This window comes from Caulobacter sp. D5 (assembly GCF_003185805.1).
In the GTDB taxonomy this organism is placed as follows: Bacteria; Pseudomonadota; Alphaproteobacteria; order Caulobacterales; family Caulobacteraceae; genus Caulobacter.
The window spans coordinates 1-19,667 of the sequence record NZ_QHJY01000261.1; the positions used below are offsets into that span (position 1 = coordinate 1).

Genomic DNA, 19,667 nt, shown 5'->3' on the forward strand with positions numbered 1-19,667 from the left:
TGCAGCTTTGCGCGCTCGGCGGACCGGCCAGCACCCGCCAGCCGTCGGGCAGCAGCGGCATCAGCAGGCCCTCGGCGCCGTCCGGATGGCCGACCACGCGGCCCAGGGCCCCGGTCAGGTTCGGGTGCTCGCCGGCGGCCAGGCAGGCGGCCATCTCGCGCTCGGGCAAACCATCGCTGGTCATGGTCCCGCGAAACAGCTTCAGGGCGGCGGGGCGGTCTTTCCAGGAGACCTCGAACACGTCGCCCGAGGCGCCGCGCCCCAGGGCCTTGCCGAGGGCCAGGTCACGCCAGGCGACCGGCGGAACGAGAGCCTCGGTGACGGCGGTGTCGAACGGATTGCCGGCCCAGGCCAGCCAGGCCAGCGCCGGCAGCTCGGCCAGCCAGCCGGGCAGGGCCGGCAAGCGGTTGGCGGCGACGCGCAGCAGTTCCAGGCTCTTCGCGCCGGCCAGACTGTCGGGCAGGGCGTCCAGCCGGTTGCCGGCCAGCATGACCTTTTGCAGCAGGGGCCGTTCGCCCAGGCCGGGCGGCAGGGTCTCGATGCGGTTGTCGGTCAGGGTCAGCCAGCGCAGGGCTGGCGGCAGGGCTTCGGCCGGGACCGCTTCGATCCCGCAGCCCCGGAAGCCGACCTGGCTCAGGGCCGGGCAGTCGCCCAACACCTCGGGCAGACGGCGGAACGGCGCGCCGGAGGCGAACAGCACCTTCAGCTTCTTCAGGCGGGAGAATTCGGCGGGTAGGGCCGAGATCCGCGTGGCGCCGATGTCCAGCACCTCCAGCGTCTCGGAAAGGCCGAAGATCTCCGGCGGAACCTCGGAAAGGTCCGCGCCGGAGAGGTTCAGCGCGCGCGCCCCGGCCAGATCGCCGGCGCGCAGGGCGGCCAGGGTGTGTTCCACGGCCGCCCCCGTCACGCGGATCAGTCGCGCAGCAGGTCGTTGATCGAGGTCTTCGAGCGGGTCTGGGCGTCGACCGTCTTGACGATCACGGCGCAGTAGAGGCTCGGGCCGCCGTTCTTGTCGGGCAGGCTGCCCGGCACCACGACGCTGTAGGGCGGCACCTTGCCGATGTGGATCTCGCCGGTCTTGCGGTCGACGATCTTGGTCGAGGCCGACAGGTAGACGCCCATCGAAAGCACGCTGCCCTCGCCGACGACCACGCCTTCGACCACTTCCGAACGGGCGCCGATGAAGCAGTTGTCCTCGATGATGGTCGGGTTGGCCTGCAGGGGCTCCAGCACGCCGCCGATGCCGACGCCGCCCGACAGGTGGACGTGCTTGCCGATCTGGGCGCACGAACCGACCGTCACCCAGGTGTCGACCATGGTGCCCTCGTCGACGAAGGCGCCGATGTTCACGAACGACGGCATCAGGATGACGTTCTTGGAGATGTGCGAGCCGCGACGCACGATGGCGCCCGGCACGGCGCGGAAGCCGCCGGCCTCGAACTGCGGGGCGTCCCAGCCGTCGAACTTGTTGGCCACCTTGTCCCACCACGGACCGACGCCGCCGCCCAGCGAGCCGGCGCGCATCACGGTGTTGGGGTTGAGGCGGAACGACAGCAGCACGGCCTTCTTCAGCCACTGGTGGGTGGTCCACTCGCCGTCGATCTTCTCCGAGACGCGGGCCTTGCCGCTGTCGAGCAGCAGCAGGGCCTCTTCCACGGCGGTGCGGACCGGGCCGGTGGTGGCGGTGGAGACGCCGTCGCGGGCCTCCCAGGCGGCTTCGATCTCGGTCTGCAGATCGGCGAAGGTCAGGGCGGTCATGTCAGGCTTCCTTCAGGCGCGCCGAGCTCAGGAACCCGGCGAGGTCGTTGGTGCGATGGTGGACGTGTTCGGAGGTCGAGGCGGCCGCGTGGGCGCCGACCAGCACGGTGGTCATGCCGATGCGCGCGGCCGGGACGAGGTTCTTCTCGCTGTCCTCGAAGAAGGCCGTGGTCGGCGGATCGATGGCGTGCAGCTTGGTGATCTTGTCGAAGGTCGCCAGCGACGGCTTGGGGATGTAGTCGGCCGTCTCGATGGCGAAGATCTCGCTGAACAGGTCGCGCAGGCCCAGATGTCCCAGCACCCGCTCGGCGTGGCCCAGCGAGCCGTTGGTGAACACCAGCCGCCGGCCGGGCAGGGCCTGGATCGCCGCATGCAGGGCCGGGTCGGGGACCAGGTTGTCCAGCGACACGTCGTGCACCTCCTCCAGGAACTGGGAGGGGTCCATGCCGTGATAGGTCATCAGCCCGGCCAGGGTGGTGCCGTGCTCCAGATAGTACTTCTTCTGCAGCGCCCGGGCTTCCTCGCGCGGAAGCCCGGTATAGCGCTCGACGAAGTCGGTCATCCGGCCTTCGATCAACCCCATGAACTCGGTCTCGGCCGGGTAGAGGGTGTTGTCGAGGTCGAACAGCCAGGTGTCGACGTGGGAGAGGTCGGCCACCATCAGATCACTTCGAGATCAGCGTGCCCGCGCCGTGTTCGCTGAACAGTTCGACCAGCATGGCGTGCGGGCGGCGGCCGTCGAGGATGACCACGGCTTCGACGCCGCTTTCCACGGCGTGGATGGCGTTCTCGAGCTTGGGGATCATGCCGCCGGTGGCGACGCCGTCGGCGATCAGCTGGCGGGCCTGGTCCAGGGTCATCTCGCGGATCAGCTCGCCATCGGCGTCGAGCACGCCCTTGATGTCGGTCAGCATCAGCATCCGCTTGGCCTTCAGGGCGCCCGCCAGGGCGCCGGCCACGGTGTCGGCGTTGATGTTGAAGGTCTCGCCCTGCTCGGACACGCCGATCGGGGCGATCACCGGGATGTAGTCGGTTTCCGAGCCTAGCAGCGCCTGGATCAGGTGCGGATCGACCTTGGTCGGCTCGCCCACGAAGCCCAGATCGATGGCCTGCTCGATGTTGCTGTCCGGGTCCTTGCGGGTCCGGGTCACCTTCTCGGCGGTGATCAGGCGGGCGTCCTTGCCCGACAGGCCCACGCCGCGCACGTCGGCTTCGGCGCCGGCGAGCGTGATCCAGTTGGCGATTTCCTTGTTGATGGCGCCCGACAGCACCATCTCGGCCACTTCCATCGTCGCCTCGTCGGTGACGCGCAGGCCGTCGACGAAGGTCGACTTCACGCCGGCCTTGTCGAGCATGCGGCTGATCTGCGGACCGCCGCCGTGAACCACGACCGGGTGCACGCCCAGGAGCTTGAGCAGCACGGCGTCGGCGGCGAACAGCTTGGCCACCTCTTCCTGGCCCATGGCGTGGCCGCCGTATTTGATCACCACCGTCTCGCGGTCGTAGATCTGGATGTAGGGCAGGGCTTCGGCCAGAGTCTTGGCGGTGGCCCAGCCAGCTTCCTCGGCGACTTCGGTCAAGGCGGTGGTCCTGGTGCGCGAAATTAGGCGGGCCTCGATAGCGGACCCCGCCCCCCCTGTCACCCTTTGACGTCCTTGACGTCCTCCTTGCGGCCATAGCGCCATTTCAAGGCGAGCACGGCGGCCGACATCGCAAGGCAGGCGAGGTTGGCCGCCGCCACCGGCCAGGCCTTGATCATCAGCCCATAGGCCAGCCAGCACGAGAAGCCCGCGACGGTGACGACATAGGTCCGCAGCGACACCGACGAGGCGTCCTTCTCGCGCACGATCTTGACGATCTGCGGGGCGAAGCTGGTGATCGACAGCAGGGCCGCGGCGGTCCCGACGAAGACGGCGACCGGTGGAGCCTCGGCCATCAGGCCGAAAGGGGCGTTTCGGTCAGGCCCCAGCGCTCGGCGAAGGCCGGGGCCAGTTCCAGCCCCACCGGCGGCAGGCCCGGCGCGCGGTCCTCTTCCAGGCAGACGGCCAGATAGGCCAGGGCGGTCTTCACCCCGTGCTCGGAATAGGGCTTGCCGATCACCCCGCAGGCGCCGGCGAAATCGTCGGGCAGGCGCTTGACGTTGGCGGTCATGAACAGGGCCACGCAGCCGCAGTCGTCATGAATCCTGCGCACCACCTCGACGCCGGTCGGGCCGTCCTGCAGGTGCACGTCCACCAGGGCGAGGTCGGGATGCAGCGACTTGGCCAGGTCCACGGCCTCGTCCGAGCTCATGGCCAGGCCCACGGAGTGGTAGCCCACTTCCTGGGCGAGGAACTCCAGCTCGGTGGCCAGCAGGACCTCGTCCTCGACGATCAGCACATCCAACGCACGCCCGGCCATGGGTAAGCTACTTCCTCAGTGATGCGCGCCGTTGACTGGCAGATGGACGACGACGCGCGTTCCGGGTCCGGCGTCCGTGGTCTCGGACCGCGCCTTCAGCTGCTGGCACAGCAGCTGGACGATGGTCAGTCCGAAACCCGAAGTCCGGGCCCCTTCAACTGCTCCAACGCCGTCATCGGCGATTTCGATCCGGAAGTCGCCGTTTTGGCGAGTGATCGATACCGAAATCTCGCCGGCGCGACCGTCGGGGAAGGCGTGGCGCAGGGCGTTGGAGAACAGTTCGCTGATCACCAGGGCCAGGGGTGCGGCCTTCGAGGCGGCCACGTCCACCCGCTCCAGGTCCAGCCGCACGCGGATCTCCTCGCGGTTGGCCGAGCCGGTCATGTCCGACACCAGGTCGCGCACGAAGGCCGAGACGTCGAAGCGCTCGACGTCCTCGCTCTGGAACAGCCGGCGGTGGACGGTGGCGATGGCGTTCACCCGCTCCAGCATGCCGCGCAGGCTGTGCTTGAGGGCGGGATCCTTCTCGCGGCGGTTCTGCAGCAGCAGCAAGGACGAGATGAGCTGCAGGTTGTTCTTCACCCGGTGGTCGACCTCGTGCAGCAGGGCGGTCTTCTGCTCCAGGGCCAGGGTCAGTTCGCGGGTGCGGGCCTCGACGGCCAGTTCCAGGTCGCTGCGGGTCTCGCGCAGGTGCTGTTCGGTCTGCTTCTTGTCGCTGACGTCCAGCTGCGAGCCGAAGAAGTAGATGATCTGGCCCTGCTTGTTGCGCACGGGGCTCAGATACAGCGCGTTCCAGAAGCTGCTGCCGTCCTTGCGGTAGTTGAGGATGTCCATGGCGATGTCGTCGCCGTCGGCGATGGCCCCGCGCAGCTCGGCGATCGAGGCCGGACTGGTGTCGGGACCCTGCAGGAAGCGGCAGTTGCGGCCGATCACCTCGGAGCGCGCATAGCCGGTCAGCCGCAGGAAGGCGTCGTTGGCGAAGATGATCGGATTGTCGGCCTGGGTGGCGTCGGTGACGATCATCGCCATGCGGGTGGCCCGGATCGCCGCGGCGAAGGGGTCGTCGATGCCGTGCTCGGCCGCGAGCTGATCGCCCGCCCGCTGCGACTTCAGATAATCCGTCATCCTGAGCCCGACCCCGGCTTTTGTTATTGGTACGCCCCGTCAGGCCTGAACGCCCGGTCGATAGTCGGGTTCCCGACCGAGCTTGGGCGTTGAAACGCAAAACGCGGCGGCCCATGGGGGACCGCCGCGCCTTGAAAGGTCAAGCTTTCTGACCCGATGGGGTTCAGCGCCTTACTTCGGCTGGTAGATCTTGTCGAACACGCCGCCGTCGGCGAAGTGCGTGGCCTGGGCCTTGCGCCAGCCGCCGAAGGTGTTGTCGATCGTCACCAGCGGGATCTTCTTGTACTTGGCGGCGTACTTGGCCGCGACCTTGGCGTCGCGCGGCCGGTAGTGGTTCTGGGCGATGATGTCCTGGGCCAGCGGGCTGTACAGGAAGCGCAGATAGCCCTCGGCCGCCAGGCGGGTCTTGTGGCGGTCGACGTTCTTGTCGACCACGGCCACCGGCGGTTCGGCCAGGATCGAGATCGACGGCACGACGATCTCGAACTGGCCCGGGATTTCCTCCAGCGCCAGGAAGGCCTCGTTTTCCCAGGCCAGCAGCACGTCGCCGATGCCGCGCTGGGTGAAGGTGGTGGTGGCGCCGCGGGCGCCGGTGTCGAGCACCGGCACGTGCTTGAAGAGGTCGGTGATATAGGCTTGGGCCTTGGCCGGGTTGCCGCCCTTCTGCTTCAGCGCCCAGGCCCAGGCGGCCAGGTAGTTCCAGCGCGCGCCGCCCGAGGTCTTCGGGTTCGGGGTGATGACCTCGACGCCCGGCTTCACCAGGTCGCCCCAGTCCTTGATCTTCTTGGGGTTGCCCTTGCGGACCAGGAACACGATGGTCGAGGTGTAGGGCGTGGAGTTCTGCGGCAGGCGCGACTGCCAGTTGGCCGGCAGCAGCTTGGCCTTGTCCGAGATCTCGTCGATGTCATAGGCCAGGGCGAGCGTGACGACGTCGGCTTCCAGGCCGTCGATCACCGAGCGGGCCTGCTTGCCCGAGCCGCCGTGGCTCTGGTTGATGGTCAGGGTCTGGCCGACCTTCTTCTTCCAGTAGGCGGCGTAGGCGACGTTGATCGCCTTGTAGAGCTCGCGGGTCGGGTCGTAGCTGACGTTCAGCAGGGTCAGCGGCTTGGCCTGGGCGAAAGCCTGGCCGGCCGTGAGGGTCGAGCCCCCGAGGGCGGCGGCGGCGCCGGCCGCGCCCAGCAGGCCGCGGCGGGTGGGAGACTTCAAGGCGGTGGTCATGGCGATGTCGCTCTGTCTCGGGTGTTATCTCGGGTGGTCCATGCGGATAACGCACGAACGTGACAGAAGCGCTATATCCTATTGCCTAGGTAGGTTTCACGCCCAAGAAGACTCTCAAGGCCGGTAGATTTGATCGAAGACGCCGCCGTCGGCGAAGTGGCGGGCCTGGGCTTTCGCCCAGCCGCCGAACTCGCGGTCGATGGTCGCCAGCGGGATGTCGGGGAACTTGGCGGCGTACTTGGCCGCCGCCTTCGGGTCGCGCGGCCGGTAGTGATGCTTGCCGATGATGTCCTGGGCCAGCGGGCTGTAGAGGAAGTTCAGATAGCCTTCGGCCACCAGCCGCGTGCCGCGCCGCTGCACCACCTTGTCGACCACGGCCACCGACGGCTCGGCCAGGATCGAGCGCGACGGATAGACGATCTCGAACCTGTCGGCCCCGAACTCCTCGCGGGCCAGGTGGGCCTCGTTCTCCCAGGTCAGCAGCACGTCGCCGACGCCCCGCTGGGCGAAGGTGGTCATCGAGCCGCGCGCCCCGCTGTCGAGCACCGGCACCTGGCGATAGAGCTGCTGGACGAAGGCGCGGGCCTTGGCGTCGTCGCCGCCCTTCTGCTTCAGCGCCCAGGCCCAGGCCGCCAGATAGGCCCAGCGCGGCGCGCCGCCGGTCTTGGGGTTGGGGGTGATGATCTCGACGCCGGGTTTGACGATGTCGCACCAGTCCCTGATCCCCTTCGGGTTGCCCTTGCGGACCAGGAAGATGATCGTCGAGGTGTAGGGGGCCGAGTTCTTGGGCAGCCGCGACTGCCAGTTCCTGGCGATCAGGCCGCGGGCGGCGATCTGGTCGATGTCGTCCGCCAGGGCCAGGGTGACGACGTCGGCCTGCAGCCCGTCGATCACCGAGCGGGCCTGCTTGCCCGAGCCGCCGTGGCTCTGCTTGATGTCCAGCGTCTGGCCGACCCGGCGCTTCCAGTAGGCGGCGAAGGCCGGGTTGATCTCCTGATAGAGCTCGCGGGTCGGATCGTAGCTGACGTTCAGCAGCGTCACGACCTTGGGGCCTTGCGCCAGGGCGCCAAGGGGCGCGGCCGCCGCCGCGGCGCCGACGCCGATCGACAGGTCTCGGCGGGAAAGCGGGCGGGGCAGGGTCATCGGGCGTCCTCTGGGATAACGCCGAAACCTTGGCCGATCTCGCTCCCGTTGTACGCGCGAATGTTTCTGAAGGCGGGATCAGAAAGGGGCGGCGCTTCCGCGGTCCCCTCCCCCTCGATGGGGGAGGGGCAGGGGTGGGGGTGATGCGGCGTCCAACGCTGCACAGTAGCCGGCTCAGCAGTCACCCCCATCCCCGACCCTTCCCCCATCAAGGGGGAAGGGAGAGGGGGGAGGGGAAAGATCTAGAACGCGAACTGGCTGCGCAGGTTGACGGCCTGGTAGCCCTGGCTCAGCGCCACGGTCCCGCCAGCCGGATCCAGGCGGTCGATGTCGACGTCCAGATAGTCGAGCGAGAACTTGGTCACCGAGTTGGGGAACCAGTTCACCCCGGCCGTCCAGATCGTCTGCTCGCCGCCGCGCACCCGGTCGGCCGCCAGGGTCGCGGTCTCGTGGTGGTTCAGGTCGAGCACCGAATAGCGCGCCGCCAGTTCCCAGGCGCCCCACTTGCCGGCCTTCGGGTCGAAGGGGTTGGCGATCGACGGGGCGTCGAAGGCGAAGGTCGAGCCGTTGTAGCGGCGGCTCTCGCCGGTCAGCACCCAGCCGCCCTCGATGTACCAGCCGCCGAACTTCGGATCGCTGACGCCGGCCGCCGGGTTGCGGCGGTCCAGCGCGATGTCGAAGTACTCGCTCTGGATCAGCAGGTTCTTGTGCTGGACGGCCAGCTCCACGCCCACGTGGCGCAGGTTGTCGGCGTCGATGGCCCCGGTGGTGACCAGGGTGGTCCCGTCGACCCGCAGTTCCGGACGCTCGGTCAGGGTCAGCGGATAGGCGCCGCCGACGGCCGTCTGGGCCGGGGTGACGATGTAGCCGGCGCCGACGCCGGTGTGCACGATCCAGTCCTTGGTCTTGACCGGCAGGAAGGCGGCGCGGGCCACGAAGCCCTGCTGCTCGTCGAAGGTCTGGGCGTCGCCGGTCTTGCCGCCGGTGGCGGCGGCCGACAGCAGCCAGCGCTCGCCGCCGGTCTGCACCTGCAGGGCGTAGCGGCGGTCGGCGGCGGCCAGGCCGCGGGTCAGTTCCGAGATCGCGGGGCGCTCGGCGAACAGCGAGCCGTTGGTCGAGCCGGCGTCCTCCAGGCCCACGTTCGGGGCGAAGGCGCCGACGCGCACCTTGAACGGCGCGTAGTTGTACTGGAGGAACAGCTCCTGCAGCACGCCCGAGCCGTCGGTGCCGGCGCCGCCGAAGTCGAGCAGAACGCTGTAGTCGAAGTTCTTGAAGACCTTGCCGTCCATGCCCAGGCGCGCGCGGCGGAAGTTGCTGCCGCTGTTGAGGTCGCGGCCGTTGCCGATCACCGCCGGCAGGCCCTTGTCCTGGAAGTAGTGGGCGGTGTCGAGCTGCATCACCCCGTGCAGGGTGGCGCTGAAGGCGCCGTCGGTCGAGGCGATGGTCGGACGGCCGCCGGCGATGCTGACGGTCGCGGCCGGAGCGGCGACGGGCGCGGCGGCGGGGGCCGCCTTCGGGGCCGCGGCGGTCGCGGTCTTGATCTCGGCGATCTGCTTCTGAAGAGCCGCCAGCTGGGCCTCCAGGGCCTCGATGCGGGCCTGCTGGTCGGACGCCGCCCCATTTGACGGAGCTTGGGCGTGAGCGCCGCCGGCGACGACGAGCGTCGCGGCGCCGGCCAGGGCGGCGGCGCCCCGGGCGAAGCGATGGATGGTCAAGGTCTTCCCCTCACGGCGATCAGGGCCGCCGTCTGTTATCGATGGGAACAGCCTTAATATTAGTCCTTAAACGGACCTTTAGCGTGGCGAGGCGGGAAGGCCGCGGCGACTGCGGCGGATTGTCGCCAACTTGGGCGCAAAGCCCTTATGAAAAAGGCCCCGCACGTTGTGCGAGGCCCTCTTCTCCACCTAGGCGGACGGTGTCTAGAACATCGTCCGGCCGGTGAGCTTCACGTTGTAGCGCTTCTGGCGCTTGGTGCTTTCGGCCGTGCCTTCCAGCGCCACGTAGGACATCGCCGTGCCGGCCCGCAGGGCGAAGCCCAGGGTCAGGGCGCCGTCCTTGTCGTCGAACGGCTCCAGCACGTAGGTCTGGCCGTTCAGGGTGGCGACGGTGTCGGCCAGCTTGCCGGCCAGGGTCTTGCGGTAGCCGACGCGGACTTCCGGGCGCACCCAGACGTCGCGGCCGAACTCGGCGCCCAGCACGACGCCCACGTCGCCGCTGAGGTTGCTCCATTTGCGCCGGCCGATCTCGTTGTCCATCACCTTGCCGCCGCCGGTCTCGTCGTGGCTCGACTCGTTGAGGTAGGTGTAGTCGACGCGCGCTTCCGGACGCGAGAAGAAGCGGCCGAACTTCACTTCGTAGGCCGTGCCGGCGAAGGCGTTGGCGGTCAGGGCGCCCCAGTCGCTGCTGGCCTTGCGCTTTTCCTCGTAGACGCCGTCGCCGTTGGCGTCGATCAGGAACACCCGGTCGCTGTCGAACCAGCCGTAGCCGACGCCGCCGCCGACGTTGAAGCGCCACGGGCCCACCGACCGGCGCCAGTAGACGCCCGTCTGGACCAGCGACGAGGTGGTCTGTTCGCCGACCTGGGCGACGGTGTCGTGCTCTTCCAGGGCGGTGTAGGCCAGGGTCACGCCCAGGGCGCCGCCCGCGTCGCCCATCGCCTCGTAGCCGGCCACGAAGCCGAAGGCCTGGGTGTCGGTGCCCAGGGTCGGGCCGTCTTCGCGACGGACCAGGGCGTTGATTTCCTGGACCCAGATGCTGTCGGGTCCGTAGCGGTCGCCCGGATCGGGCCGGATCGAGGTGGCCTGCGAGATCTGCTGGGTGACGGTCTGCAGGGTGGCGAACATGCCCTCGCCCTGGTCTGGCAGCAGTTGGTTGTAGCGGTTCAGGAACGAGCCGCGGTCGCTGATGCCCAGGAAGGCGCTGGCCACGTCGGAGTCGCCGCTGAGGGCGTTGAAGATCGCGTCGTAGGCCGACGCGCCCGAGCGGGCCATGCCGATCTCGGCGGCGGTGCGGCGGCGCACGTCGATATAGACGTTGTTGGCGTCGGCGCGGCTGCTGGCGACGTACATGTAGGGCGCGTCGTCGAGCAGGCTCTGGCCCAGGGCCCCGCTGGTCAGCGAACCGGCGGTGATCACCGTGTACGTGGTCGGGGCGCTCAGCAGGCTGGTCAGGCGCAGGCCAAGCTGCGCGCCGCTGGCGACGTTGGCCGCGCCCGACACCACCAGGCGGGTATTGGTCGAGGTCGCCGGGTCGGCGGTGAACACCAGCTTGCTCTCGGCGCCGAGGGTCAGGCTGGTGATGTTGATCGTTTCGGCCTTGGTCAGGCCCAGCGAGCCCTTGCCGATGGTGACGTCCAGCCGGCCGTCGCTGTCGCTGATCGAGCCGATCACGGCCGCGCCGCCGTCGATGCGGAACACGTCGGCGCCGTCGCCGAACGAGATGTCGCTCACGACGGTGCCGTTCAGCACGTTGAAGGTGTCGGCGCCCGAGCCGAAGCGGATGGCGCCGATGATGGCCGGCTCGTCGGCGTCGTCGACGCCGTCGCCGTCCGTGTCGGTGTCGGCCACGCCGTCGGCCCCGTCGTCGCCGTCGTTGACGCCGTTCTGGGTCAGGGTGACGCCGGTGGTGTTGCGGCTGACGTCGATGGCCACCGCCTTGCCGGTGATGGTCTCGTTGCTGGCGTCGGTGTCGCTGTCGTCGGTGTCGAGATCATCGTCCGTGGGCGAGATCGAGGCGAGGATCGAGCCGGTGTTCTCGATCGTGGTCAGGCCGCCCGAATAGGTCGATGACGCCGTAGGCCGTGCCCTTCTCGCCGACGACGGTCGAATTGATCACGCCGGCGTTGCGCAGGGTGGTCGTCCCGCCGCCGGCCTCGATGACCACGCCGCGGGCGTCGAACGCGCCTTCGGAGACGCTGTAGGCGTAGATCGTGCCCTTGTTCCAGATCATCGGGGCGTTGCCGCCCGCGGTGACCCGGATGCCGGTGCTGTTGGCCTCGTAGGCCTGGACGGTGATCCCGGCGTCCGAACGGAAGCCGCCGGCGATGTTGGTCGCCTGGCCGGCGTTGCCGCCCAGCTGCACGCCGGTGGCCGCGACGTTGTCGAAGAGGCCGTTGGCCAGGATCGTGCCCTTGGCGATCACGCCGTAGGCGTTGTCGCCCGTGCCGACCGCGCCGATGGTGATCGCGCCGGTGTCCGAGCCGATGAGCAGGGCCGGGGCGCCGCCGTAGACGGTCAGCGCGCTGGTGCCTTCCGAGGCGTCCTCGACGCCGTCGCCGTCTTCGTCGGTCTTGGTGGTGTCGTTGTCGGCCGGGCGGATGTCGAGCAGCACGCCGCCGGTGACGTTGCCGGCCACGCGGACGGCCGAGCCGCCCTGCAGCAGGTCGTCGGCGTCGAGCTTGTCGCGCACGGTCTTGTCGGAGGGCCGGCTGGTGTAGCGGTAGCCGGTGGCGCTGATCCCGCCCTGCACCACGAAGGCGCCGGTGATGTCGCCGTCGATGGCCACGCCGACCGAGTTCTGGCCGACGGTGCTGACGCCGCCGTTGATGGTGACCTTGCCGGTCACCGGGGCCGCGACGTGCACGCCGTAGCTGTTGTTGCCGGTGACGGCGATCGTGCCGCCGTTGGTCAGGTTGCCGACCAGGGCGCTCTCCAGCGAGATGCCGGCCGAGTTGTTGCCCTCGATGGTGATCGAGCCGCCGGTGGCCAGGATGTCGCCGGTGAAGGCGCCGGGACCGGTCAGGCGGATGCCGTAGCGGTTCTGGCCCAGCGCGAAGGCGCCGTCGATGTCGCCGTCCGAGTCGGTGTCGGTGGCGGTGTAGTCCTCGTCGAGCGTGATCGTGGCGGTGTTGGTGACCGTGCCGGTCGTGCCGCCATTGATCAGTATGCCCGTGGAATCGTTGACGCCCTGGGTCGTCAGCGAGCCGGTGTTGGTGACCTTATTGTTGCTGTTCAGCGTCACCAGCGCGCCGGAGGCCGTCAGCTTGATCGTGCCGCCCGTGTCGATCTTGACATCGTCGGCCGCGCCGCCGGTTCCCGCCGAGGCGGTGGCGATCGGGGTCGTCCGTTCGGAATTGATGACGGTCTCGGCCTGCGCGGCCAAGGCCATGGCCATCAGAGGAGCGGCCGCGACCGTCGCGACCAGGACCTTGCGCTGCATACGAACCGACCACCCTAAGGAGAATACCCTCTGCCCCCGAGATTGCGTCAGGTTGCGGCGAAATTGCGGTGAACACCGCGACCGACACGCATCTAGGGGTTCCCCGTCTATCCCATGAGATCGGGCGGCGCCATATCTGCTTCGACGAATCATCGCTTCGTCACAAAACTGGCCTACGAGCCTTGGTCCCCCCGTCGGGCCGTTCGAGGCCCGCCTCGCCAGATGGAGCCCGGACCCCCGCCATGCCCACCGTCTCCCCCCCTTCGCCGGTCGCGCCGGATCGCTGGGGCGGTCCCTTGGCGGGCGCGTGGGCCGGGGCCTGGACGGCGATCGCCGGCGGGCCGGTCGCTCTTGTGGCCATGACCGCTCTGGGCGCCGCCCAGCCGGGCGTCGCTTTGCCGGCCGCGGTGCTGCTGGGCGGCGGCGGGATCTTCCTGCTGCGCCGCCTGCGCCGCCTGATCGAGGACGCCTCGCTGGTCGCCGCCCCGGCCGCCGCGATCGCCGCCCGGGCCCCGCCCTTCGCGGTGATCCTGGAGAACCTGCCCGAGCCGCTGATGGTCATCGCCGCCGAAGAGGCCGACGACCTGACCGGCCGACGCTTCGTCTTCGCCAACGCCGCCGCCCGCGAGCGCTTCCGCATCCGGGAAAGCGCCCTGCTGGTGACCGCCGTGCGCAGCCCCCAGGTGCTGGAGGCGGTGGACGAGAGCCTGTTCGGCGGCGTCGAGCGCACGGTGGAATGGACCGGCGTCGGCTCGCAGGGCCGCGACTGGACCGCCCACGCCCGGCCGCTGGGCCGCGACGACCGCGGCTCGCAGCTGGCCCTGTTGGTGCTGCGCGACGAGACCGACGTGCGCCGCAGCGAGCGCACCCGCGCCGACTTCCTGGCCAACGCCAGCCACGAGCTGCGCACGCCGCTGGCCTCGCTGTCGGGCTTCATCGAGACCCTGCGCGGCCACGCCAAGGAAGATCCGGGCGCCCGCGACAAGTTCCTGGGCATCATGCAGGCCCAGGCCGAGCGGATGTCGCGGCTGATCGACGACCTGATGAGCCTGTCGCGCATCGAGCTCAACGAGCACATCGCCCCGGCCGGCCGCGTCGACCTGGCCATGGCCGCCCAGGACGTCATCGACGCCCTGGCCCCGCAGGCGCGCGACAAGCAGGTCAGCTTCGACGCCATCCTGCCGCCGCGCGGCTCGGCGGTGGTCGAGGGCGACCGCGACCAGATCGTCCAGGTGGTCCAGAACCTCGTCGACAACGCCATCAAGTACACGCCCAAGGACGGCGTCGTGCGGGTCGAGATCTTCCCCGGCCTGACGCCGGCCACGGCCGTCGCCCCGCGCGACCCGTCCGCCGCGCGGCTGTCGCTGCTGACGCCCGACCATTCGGAGTCGGAGTCGCTGTTCGCGGGCCTGCGGGTCGGCGACAAGGGGCCGGGCATCGCCCGCGAGCACCTGCCGCGCCTGACCGAGCGCTTCTACCGCGTCGAGGGTCAGAAGAGCGGCGACCGCTCGGGCACGGGCCTGGGCCTGGCCATCGTCAAGCACATCGTCAATCGTCACCGCGGCGGCCTGCACGTGGAGTCGACCCAGGGCGAGGGGGCGACCTTCGGCGTCTACCTGCCGATGGCCAAAACCCTGCCCGACAAGGACTTGGCCACAGTTGACGGGGCCGGGCCGGGCGGTGTCGTAAAACTGTCGTAGAAACGTCGCATAAGGTCGGCGCCCGGCCGGCATAGATCGGTCACGGGCGGGGCGGCGCAACGGGCGCCGTGCTCGCATCCTACGCGCAAGACCGCTTCACGCATGCTGACCTGGCTCTCGCTCCTCTTCCTGGCGCTGTTCGCGCTGGCGGCGTTCCTGCTCGGTCGGGGCCGAGCGCTCAAGGCGGCCGGCGGCGCTTCGGTGCGCCTCCACTCGCTGCCCAACTATTACGGCGCCTACGCCGCCCTCTGGGCCGGCGCTCCGGCCGCCCTCCTGCTGCTGCTCGGCGCCGTGTTCGGCGGCCGGCTCGAGGAGGCGGTCCTGCAGGCCGAACGTCCGGCGGCCGTCTCGGCCCTGACGCCCGACCGCCAGGACGTCTTCTTCAGCGACGCCCGCGCCATCGCGGCCAAGGAAGCGCCGTCGGAAGTCGCCTACGAGGGCGAGCTGAAGACCGCGCTCGACGCCAAGGTCGCCGAGTCCCGCAAGATCACCGCCATCGTGCGCTACAGCACGATCGGCCTGGCTTCGCTGGTGGCCCTGATCGGCGTGCTGCTGGCGCTGCCGCGGGTGGGCCTGGAATTCCGCGCCCGCAACCGGGTCGAGGGCTGGATCAACGGCCTGCTGATCGCCTGCTCGGTCGCCGCCGTGCTGACAACCCTGGGCATCGTCCTGTCGCTGGTCTGGGAAAGCTGGCGCTTCTTCCAGAGCGTCAACCCGCTGTCGTTCCTGTTCGGCACCGAGTGGAGCCCGCAGATCGCCATGCGCGCCGACCAGGTGGCCTCGTCGGGCGCCTTCGGGGCCGTGCCGCTCTTCGCCGGCACCTTCCTGATCATGCTGATCGCCATGCTGGTGGCCGCGCCCGTCGGCCTCTACTCGGCGATCTACCTCTCGGAATACGCCAGCCGCGGCATGCGCTCGACGATCAAGCCGCTGCTCGAGATCCTGGCCGGGGTGCCGACCGTGGTCTACGGCTTCTTCGCCGCCCTGACCGTGGGTCCGCTGTTCCGCGCCGGCTTCAACGCCATCGGCGCGGTGCTGATCGGCGGTCCGCTGGACGGCGTCGGCCAGTACCTGATGGAAGTCCAGAACCAGATGGCCCTGGTGGCCGGGGTGGTGATGGGGATCATGCTAATCCCGTTCGTCTCCTCGCTGTCGGACGACATCATCAACGCCGTGCCGCAATCCCTGCGTGATGGCAGCTACGCCATGGGCGCCACCAAGTCCGAGACGGTCAAGCGGGTCATCCTGCCGGCCGCCCTGCCGGGCATCATGGCCGCCATGCTGCTGGCCGTGTCCCGCGCCGTCGGCGAGACCATGATCGTGACCATGGCCGCGGGCCTGCAGGCCAAGCTGACCGTCAACCCGCTCGACACCGTCACCACCGTGACCGTGCAGATCGTCACCCTGCTCACCGGCGACCAGGAGTTCGACAGCCCCAAGACCCTTTCGGCCTTCGGCCTGGGCCTGACGCTGTTCGTCGTGACCCTGGCGCTCAACATCATCGCCCTGCGCATCGTCCAGAAGTATCGGGAACAATATGACTGACGCCGCCATCACCGCCGGCGCCGCTCCGCACGGGCAGGGCCCCCGCGCGACGCTCTCGGCCGCCGAAGCCCGCCTGAAGAAGCGCTACCGCTCGGAAATGTGGTTCAAGGCCCAGGGCATCGCGGCCATCGTCGTGGCCATGATCTTCCTGGTCGTGCTGGTGGGCCGCATCGTCGCCCAGGGCTACACCACCTTCGAGACCCACTCGATCAGCGTGCCGGTCTACCTGAACCCGGACCGCATCGACCGCACCGCGCTCGACGGCGTCAACTACGACTACATCGTCGCCGAAGCGGTGATGAAGAAGCTGAACATCCAGGACGACGAGCTGGGCACCACGTCGGGCAAGGTCATGGACCTGGTCTCGCGCGATCTCGGCTTCCAGCTGCTCGACAAGATCAAGGCCGACCCGTCGGTGATCGGCAAGACGATCACCGTCACCGGTCCGGTCAAGGCCGACGCCGACCTCTACTACAAGGGCGAGATCAAGCGCGCGACCGCCGAGGAAGACCGCAAGCTCGACAACCAGCAGCTCGGCTGGCTGGACCAGCTGGAGAAGAGCGGCACCGTCAAGGGCGGCTTCAACTTCGGCTTCTTCACCAAGTCCGACTCGACCGAGCCCGAACAGGCCGGCGTGCTGGGCGCGGTGGTCGGCTCGGCCCTGATGCTGATCATCACCGCCATGATCGCGGTGCCGGTCGGGGTGATGGCCGCCGTCTACCTGGAAGAGTTCGCCCCGAAGAACCGCTGGACCGACGTCATCGAGGTCAACATCAACAACCTCGCGGCCGTCCCCTCGATCGTCTACGGCCTGCTCGGTCTGGCTTTGTTCATCAACTGGCTGCATGTGCCGCGGTCTTCGCCGCTGGTCGGCGGCCTGGTGCTGGCCCTGATGGCCCTGCCGACCGTGATCATCGCCACCCGCTCGGCGCTGAAGGCCGTGCCGCCCTCGATCCGCGAAGCCGCCCTCGGCGTCGGCGCCTCCCGCGCCCAGACCGTGTTCCACCACGTGCTGCCGCTGGCCATGCCCGGCGTGATGACCGGCGCCATCCTGTCGCTGGCCCACGCGCTCGGCGAAACGGCTCCGCTGCTGATGATCGGCATGGTCTCGTTCGTGCCCGGCGTGCCGGAAGGCTTCACCGGCGCCTCGACCGTGCTGCCGGTGCAGGTGTTCATCTGGGAGAACGCGTCGGAACGCGCCTTCCACGAGCGCACCGCCGCCGCCATTCTCGTCCTTCTGATCTTCATGATCGTCATGAACGCCGCGGCCGTCATCCTGCGCCGCCGCTTCGAACGCCGGTGGTAGGATCCATATGACCGTCACCAACCCCAACGCTCTCGCCCTCGTCCAGGGACACGCCATGCCCACCCAGAACCGCGACGGCGGCGTCGCCGCGCCCGTGATCCACACCGCCGTGCCGCAAGGCCACGGCGTGGTCGAGACCCGCGACTTCAAGATCCGCGCCCGCGACGTCAACGTCTTCTACGGCGACAAGCAGGCCCTGTTCGACGTGGCGCTGGACATCCCGGCCAAGTCGGTCACCGCCTTCATCGGCCCGTCGGGCTGCGGCAAGTCGACCTTCCTGCGCTGCATCAACCGGATGAACGACACCATCCCGTCGGCCCGGGTGCAGGGCGCGATCGAGATCGACGGCGCCGACGTCAACGCCAAGAGCGTCGACCCGGTGGTGCTGCGCTCGCGCGTCGGCATGGTGTTCCAGAAGCCGAACCCCTTCCCGAAGACCATCTTCGAGAACGTCGCCTATGGTCCCAAGATCCACGGCATCGCCACCCGCAAGGACGAGCTGGAGGCCATCGTCGAGAGCAGCCTCAAGAAGGCCGGCCTGTGGAACGAGGTCGCCGACCGCCTGCATCAGCCGGGCACCGGCCTGTCGGGCGGCCAGCAGCAGCGTCTGGTGATCGCCCGCGCGATCGCCGTCTCGCCCGAAGTGATCCTGATGGACGAGCCCTGCTCGGCGCTGGACCCGATCGCCACGGCCAAGATCGAGGAGCTGATCGACGAGCTGCGCAGCCAGTTCTGCATCGTCATCGTCACCCACTCGATGGCCCAGGCCGCCCGCGTCTCGCAGAAGACGGCCTTCTTCCACCTCGGCAAGCTGGTCGAGAGCGGTCCGACCGAGGAGATGTTCACCAATCCTCGCGACAGCCGCACCCAGGACTACATCACCGGCCGCTTCGGTTAAGCGCAGGCGGAAGGAAACAGGACATGACCGAGCATACCGTCAAATCCTACGGCGAAGAGCTGAACCACCTGACGGCCGAGGTCACCCGCATGGGCGGCCTCGCCGAAGCCCAGGTGGCCGACGCCATCGAGTGCATCGCCCGCCGTGACGCGGGCCTCGCCCAGAGCGTGGTCGGCCGCGATGAGCGCCTCGACACCCTGCAGGTCGAGATCGAGCGCAAGGCGTTCCGCCTGATCGCCCTGCGCCAGCCGATGGCCGTGGATCTGCGCCACGCCGTCGCCGCCCTGAAGATCTCGATGAACCTCGAGCGCTGCGGCGACCTGGCCAAGAACATCGGCAAGCGCGCCCTGATCCTCAACGACGCCGAGCCGATGAGCGCCCTGACCCGCTCGATCGAGCGCATGGGCCGCCTGGTGCAAGGCCGCCTGAAGGACGTGCTCGACGCCTACACGGCCTCGGACGTGCAGCGCGCCATCAGCGTCTGGAGCAGCGACGAGGAAGTCGACGAGCACTACAACTCGATCTTCCGCGAACTGCTGACCTACATGATGGGCGACCCGCGCACGATCAACGCCTGCACCCACCTGCTGTTCGTGGCCAAGAACCTCGAGCGCATCGGCGACCACGCGACGAACATCGCCGAGAACATCCATTTCGAGCTGACGGGCGAGGAGATCATCTCCCAGCGTCCCAAGCTCGACGTGATCGCTCAGTAAGCCTCTGGAGGGCCGGTCGACGTGACTCCGTACGTTCTGGTGGTCGAGGACGAGGACGCCCTGGCCACTCTGCTTCACTACAATCTCGACAAGGAAGGCTACCAGGTCTCGGTGGCCGCCGACGGCGAGGAAGCCCTGACCCTGGCCAGCGAGCGCGCGCCGGACCTCGTCATCCTCGACTGGATGCTGCCCAAGGTCTCGGGCATCGAGGTCTGCCGTCGCCTGCGCGGCCGCACCGACACCCGCAACGTGCCGATCATCATGCTGACGGCCCGGGGTGAAGAGAGCGACCGGATTCGGGGGCTCGACACCGGCGCCGACGACTACGTGGTCAAGCCGTTCTCGATGGTTGAACTGACCGCCCGGGTCCGCGCCGTGATGCGCCGCATCCGCCCGGCCCTCGCCGACGACCGCATCACGGTCGGCGACATCATCATCGACCGGGTGGCCCACCGCGTGAAGCGCCAGGGCAAGGAAGTGCACCTTGGCCCGACCGAGTTCCGCCTGCTCGACTACCTGATGCAGCACCCGGGCCGGGTGTTCAGCCGCGAACAGCTGCTGGACGCCGTCTGGGGCTCTGACGTCTATGTCGAGGCCCGCACCGTCGACGTCCACATCGGCCGCCTGCGCAAGGCGCTGATCGGCGCCGCCGAAGCCGACCCGATCCGCACCGTCCGCTCGGCCGGCTACTCGCTGGACGT

General features: G+C 69.0%; 18 protein-coding genes. 6 read left to right on the top strand and 12 right to left on the bottom strand.

The genetic code is table 11. The annotated features are described in order from the left end of the window. From DMC18_RS16955 to DMC18_RS27335, 12 genes are all read right to left on the bottom strand, one after another. Positions 1 to 892, bottom strand: an 892-nt coding sequence (locus DMC18_RS16955; protein ID WP_110133129.1) for a leucine-rich repeat domain-containing protein, incomplete at its 3' end; no start/stop codon positions are given. Between the two features lie 20 nt (positions 893 to 912). Next, positions 913 to 1,758 carry a 2,3,4,5-tetrahydropyridine-2,6-dicarboxylate N-succinyltransferase gene (gene dapD, locus DMC18_RS16960; protein WP_110121084.1) on the bottom strand — a complete coding sequence of 282 codons (846 nt, stop codon included), beginning with the start codon at positions 1,756 to 1,758 and terminating at the stop codon, positions 913 to 915. 1 nt (position 1,759) lies between these two features. Beyond that, complete coding sequence (locus tag DMC18_RS16965) at positions 1,760 to 2,419, bottom strand: pyrimidine 5'-nucleotidase (protein WP_110121085.1); 660 nt, start codon at positions 2,417 to 2,419, stop codon at positions 1,760 to 1,762. Positions 2,420 to 2,423: 4 nt separating this feature from the next. Next, positions 2,424 to 3,338 (bottom strand): acetylglutamate kinase, encoded by a 915-nt coding sequence (gene argB, locus DMC18_RS16970; protein ID WP_110121086.1) that lies wholly within the window; start codon positions 3,336 to 3,338, stop codon positions 2,424 to 2,426. Between the two features lie 59 nt (positions 3,339 to 3,397). Next, positions 3,398 to 3,694 carry a SemiSWEET family sugar transporter gene (locus tag DMC18_RS16975; protein WP_110121087.1) on the bottom strand — a complete coding sequence of 99 codons (297 nt, stop codon included), beginning with the start codon at positions 3,692 to 3,694 and terminating at the stop codon, positions 3,398 to 3,400. Next, complete coding sequence (locus DMC18_RS16980) at positions 3,694 to 4,158, bottom strand: response regulator (protein ID WP_110121088.1); 465 nt, start codon at positions 4,156 to 4,158, stop codon at positions 3,694 to 3,696. The genes DMC18_RS16975 and DMC18_RS16980 overlap by 1 nt, the downstream gene beginning before the upstream one ends. Before the next feature lie 15 nt (positions 4,159 to 4,173). Continuing rightward, positions 4,174 to 5,283, bottom strand: a complete 1,110-nt coding sequence (locus DMC18_RS16985; RefSeq protein WP_110121089.1) for a histidine kinase dimerization/phosphoacceptor domain -containing protein — start codon at positions 5,281 to 5,283, stop codon at positions 4,174 to 4,176. Between the two features lie 171 nt (positions 5,284 to 5,454). After that, complete coding sequence (locus DMC18_RS16990) at positions 5,455 to 6,501, bottom strand: sulfate ABC transporter substrate-binding protein (RefSeq protein ID WP_110121090.1); 1,047 nt, start codon at positions 6,499 to 6,501, stop codon at positions 5,455 to 5,457. Positions 6,502 to 6,615: 114 nt separating this feature from the next. Continuing rightward, positions 6,616 to 7,644: a sulfate ABC transporter substrate-binding protein gene (locus DMC18_RS16995; RefSeq protein WP_110121091.1), complete on the bottom strand. Its 1,029-nt coding sequence runs from the start codon at positions 7,642 to 7,644 to the stop codon at positions 6,616 to 6,618. Positions 7,645 to 7,886: 242 nt separating this feature from the next. After that, entirely contained in the window at positions 7,887 to 9,359 is a 1,473-nt protein-coding gene (locus tag DMC18_RS17000; protein ID WP_110133126.1) for a porin, read from the bottom strand. A gap of 204 nt (positions 9,360 to 9,563) precedes the next feature. Continuing rightward, positions 9,564 to 11,294, bottom strand: a complete 1,731-nt coding sequence (locus DMC18_RS27330; RefSeq protein WP_370444625.1) for an autotransporter outer membrane beta-barrel domain-containing protein — start codon at positions 11,292 to 11,294, stop codon at positions 9,564 to 9,566. Between the two features lie 58 nt (positions 11,295 to 11,352). After that, entirely contained in the window at positions 11,353 to 12,801 is a 1,449-nt protein-coding gene (locus DMC18_RS27335; RefSeq protein ID WP_370444626.1) for a hypothetical protein, read from the bottom strand. Positions 12,802 to 13,043: 242 nt separating this feature from the next. Here DMC18_RS27335 and DMC18_RS17010 point away from each other — a divergent pair, with 242 nt between their 5' ends. The 6 genes from DMC18_RS17010 to phoB all read left to right on the top strand — a co-directional run. Continuing rightward, on the top strand, positions 13,044 to 14,501 hold the full coding sequence (locus tag DMC18_RS17010; RefSeq protein ID WP_110133127.1) for a cell wall metabolism sensor histidine kinase WalK: 1,458 nt from the start codon (positions 13,044 to 13,046) through the stop codon (positions 14,499 to 14,501). Between the two features lie 102 nt (positions 14,502 to 14,603). Then, positions 14,604 to 16,046: a phosphate ABC transporter permease subunit PstC gene (pstC, locus tag DMC18_RS17015; RefSeq protein ID WP_110121096.1), complete on the top strand. Its 1,443-nt coding sequence runs from the start codon at positions 14,604 to 14,606 to the stop codon at positions 16,044 to 16,046. Beyond that, positions 16,039 to 17,352, top strand: a complete 1,314-nt coding sequence (pstA, locus tag DMC18_RS17020; RefSeq protein WP_110133128.1) for a phosphate ABC transporter permease PstA — start codon at positions 16,039 to 16,041, stop codon at positions 17,350 to 17,352. The genes pstC and pstA overlap by 8 nt, the downstream gene beginning before the upstream one ends. A gap of 55 nt (positions 17,353 to 17,407) precedes the next feature. Next, a complete protein-coding gene (gene pstB / locus DMC18_RS17025; protein ID WP_370444041.1) occupies positions 17,408 to 18,250 on the top strand; it encodes a phosphate ABC transporter ATP-binding protein PstB in 843 nt (280 codons plus the stop codon). A gap of 23 nt (positions 18,251 to 18,273) precedes the next feature. Continuing rightward, positions 18,274 to 18,966, top strand: a complete 693-nt coding sequence (gene phoU, locus DMC18_RS17030; RefSeq protein ID WP_110121099.1) for a phosphate signaling complex protein PhoU — start codon at positions 18,274 to 18,276, stop codon at positions 18,964 to 18,966. A gap of 21 nt (positions 18,967 to 18,987) precedes the next feature. Further along, a partial coding sequence (phoB, locus tag DMC18_RS17035) for a phosphate regulon transcriptional regulator PhoB (protein ID WP_110133130.1) occupies positions 18,988 to 19,667 on the top strand: 680 nt, incomplete at its 3' end.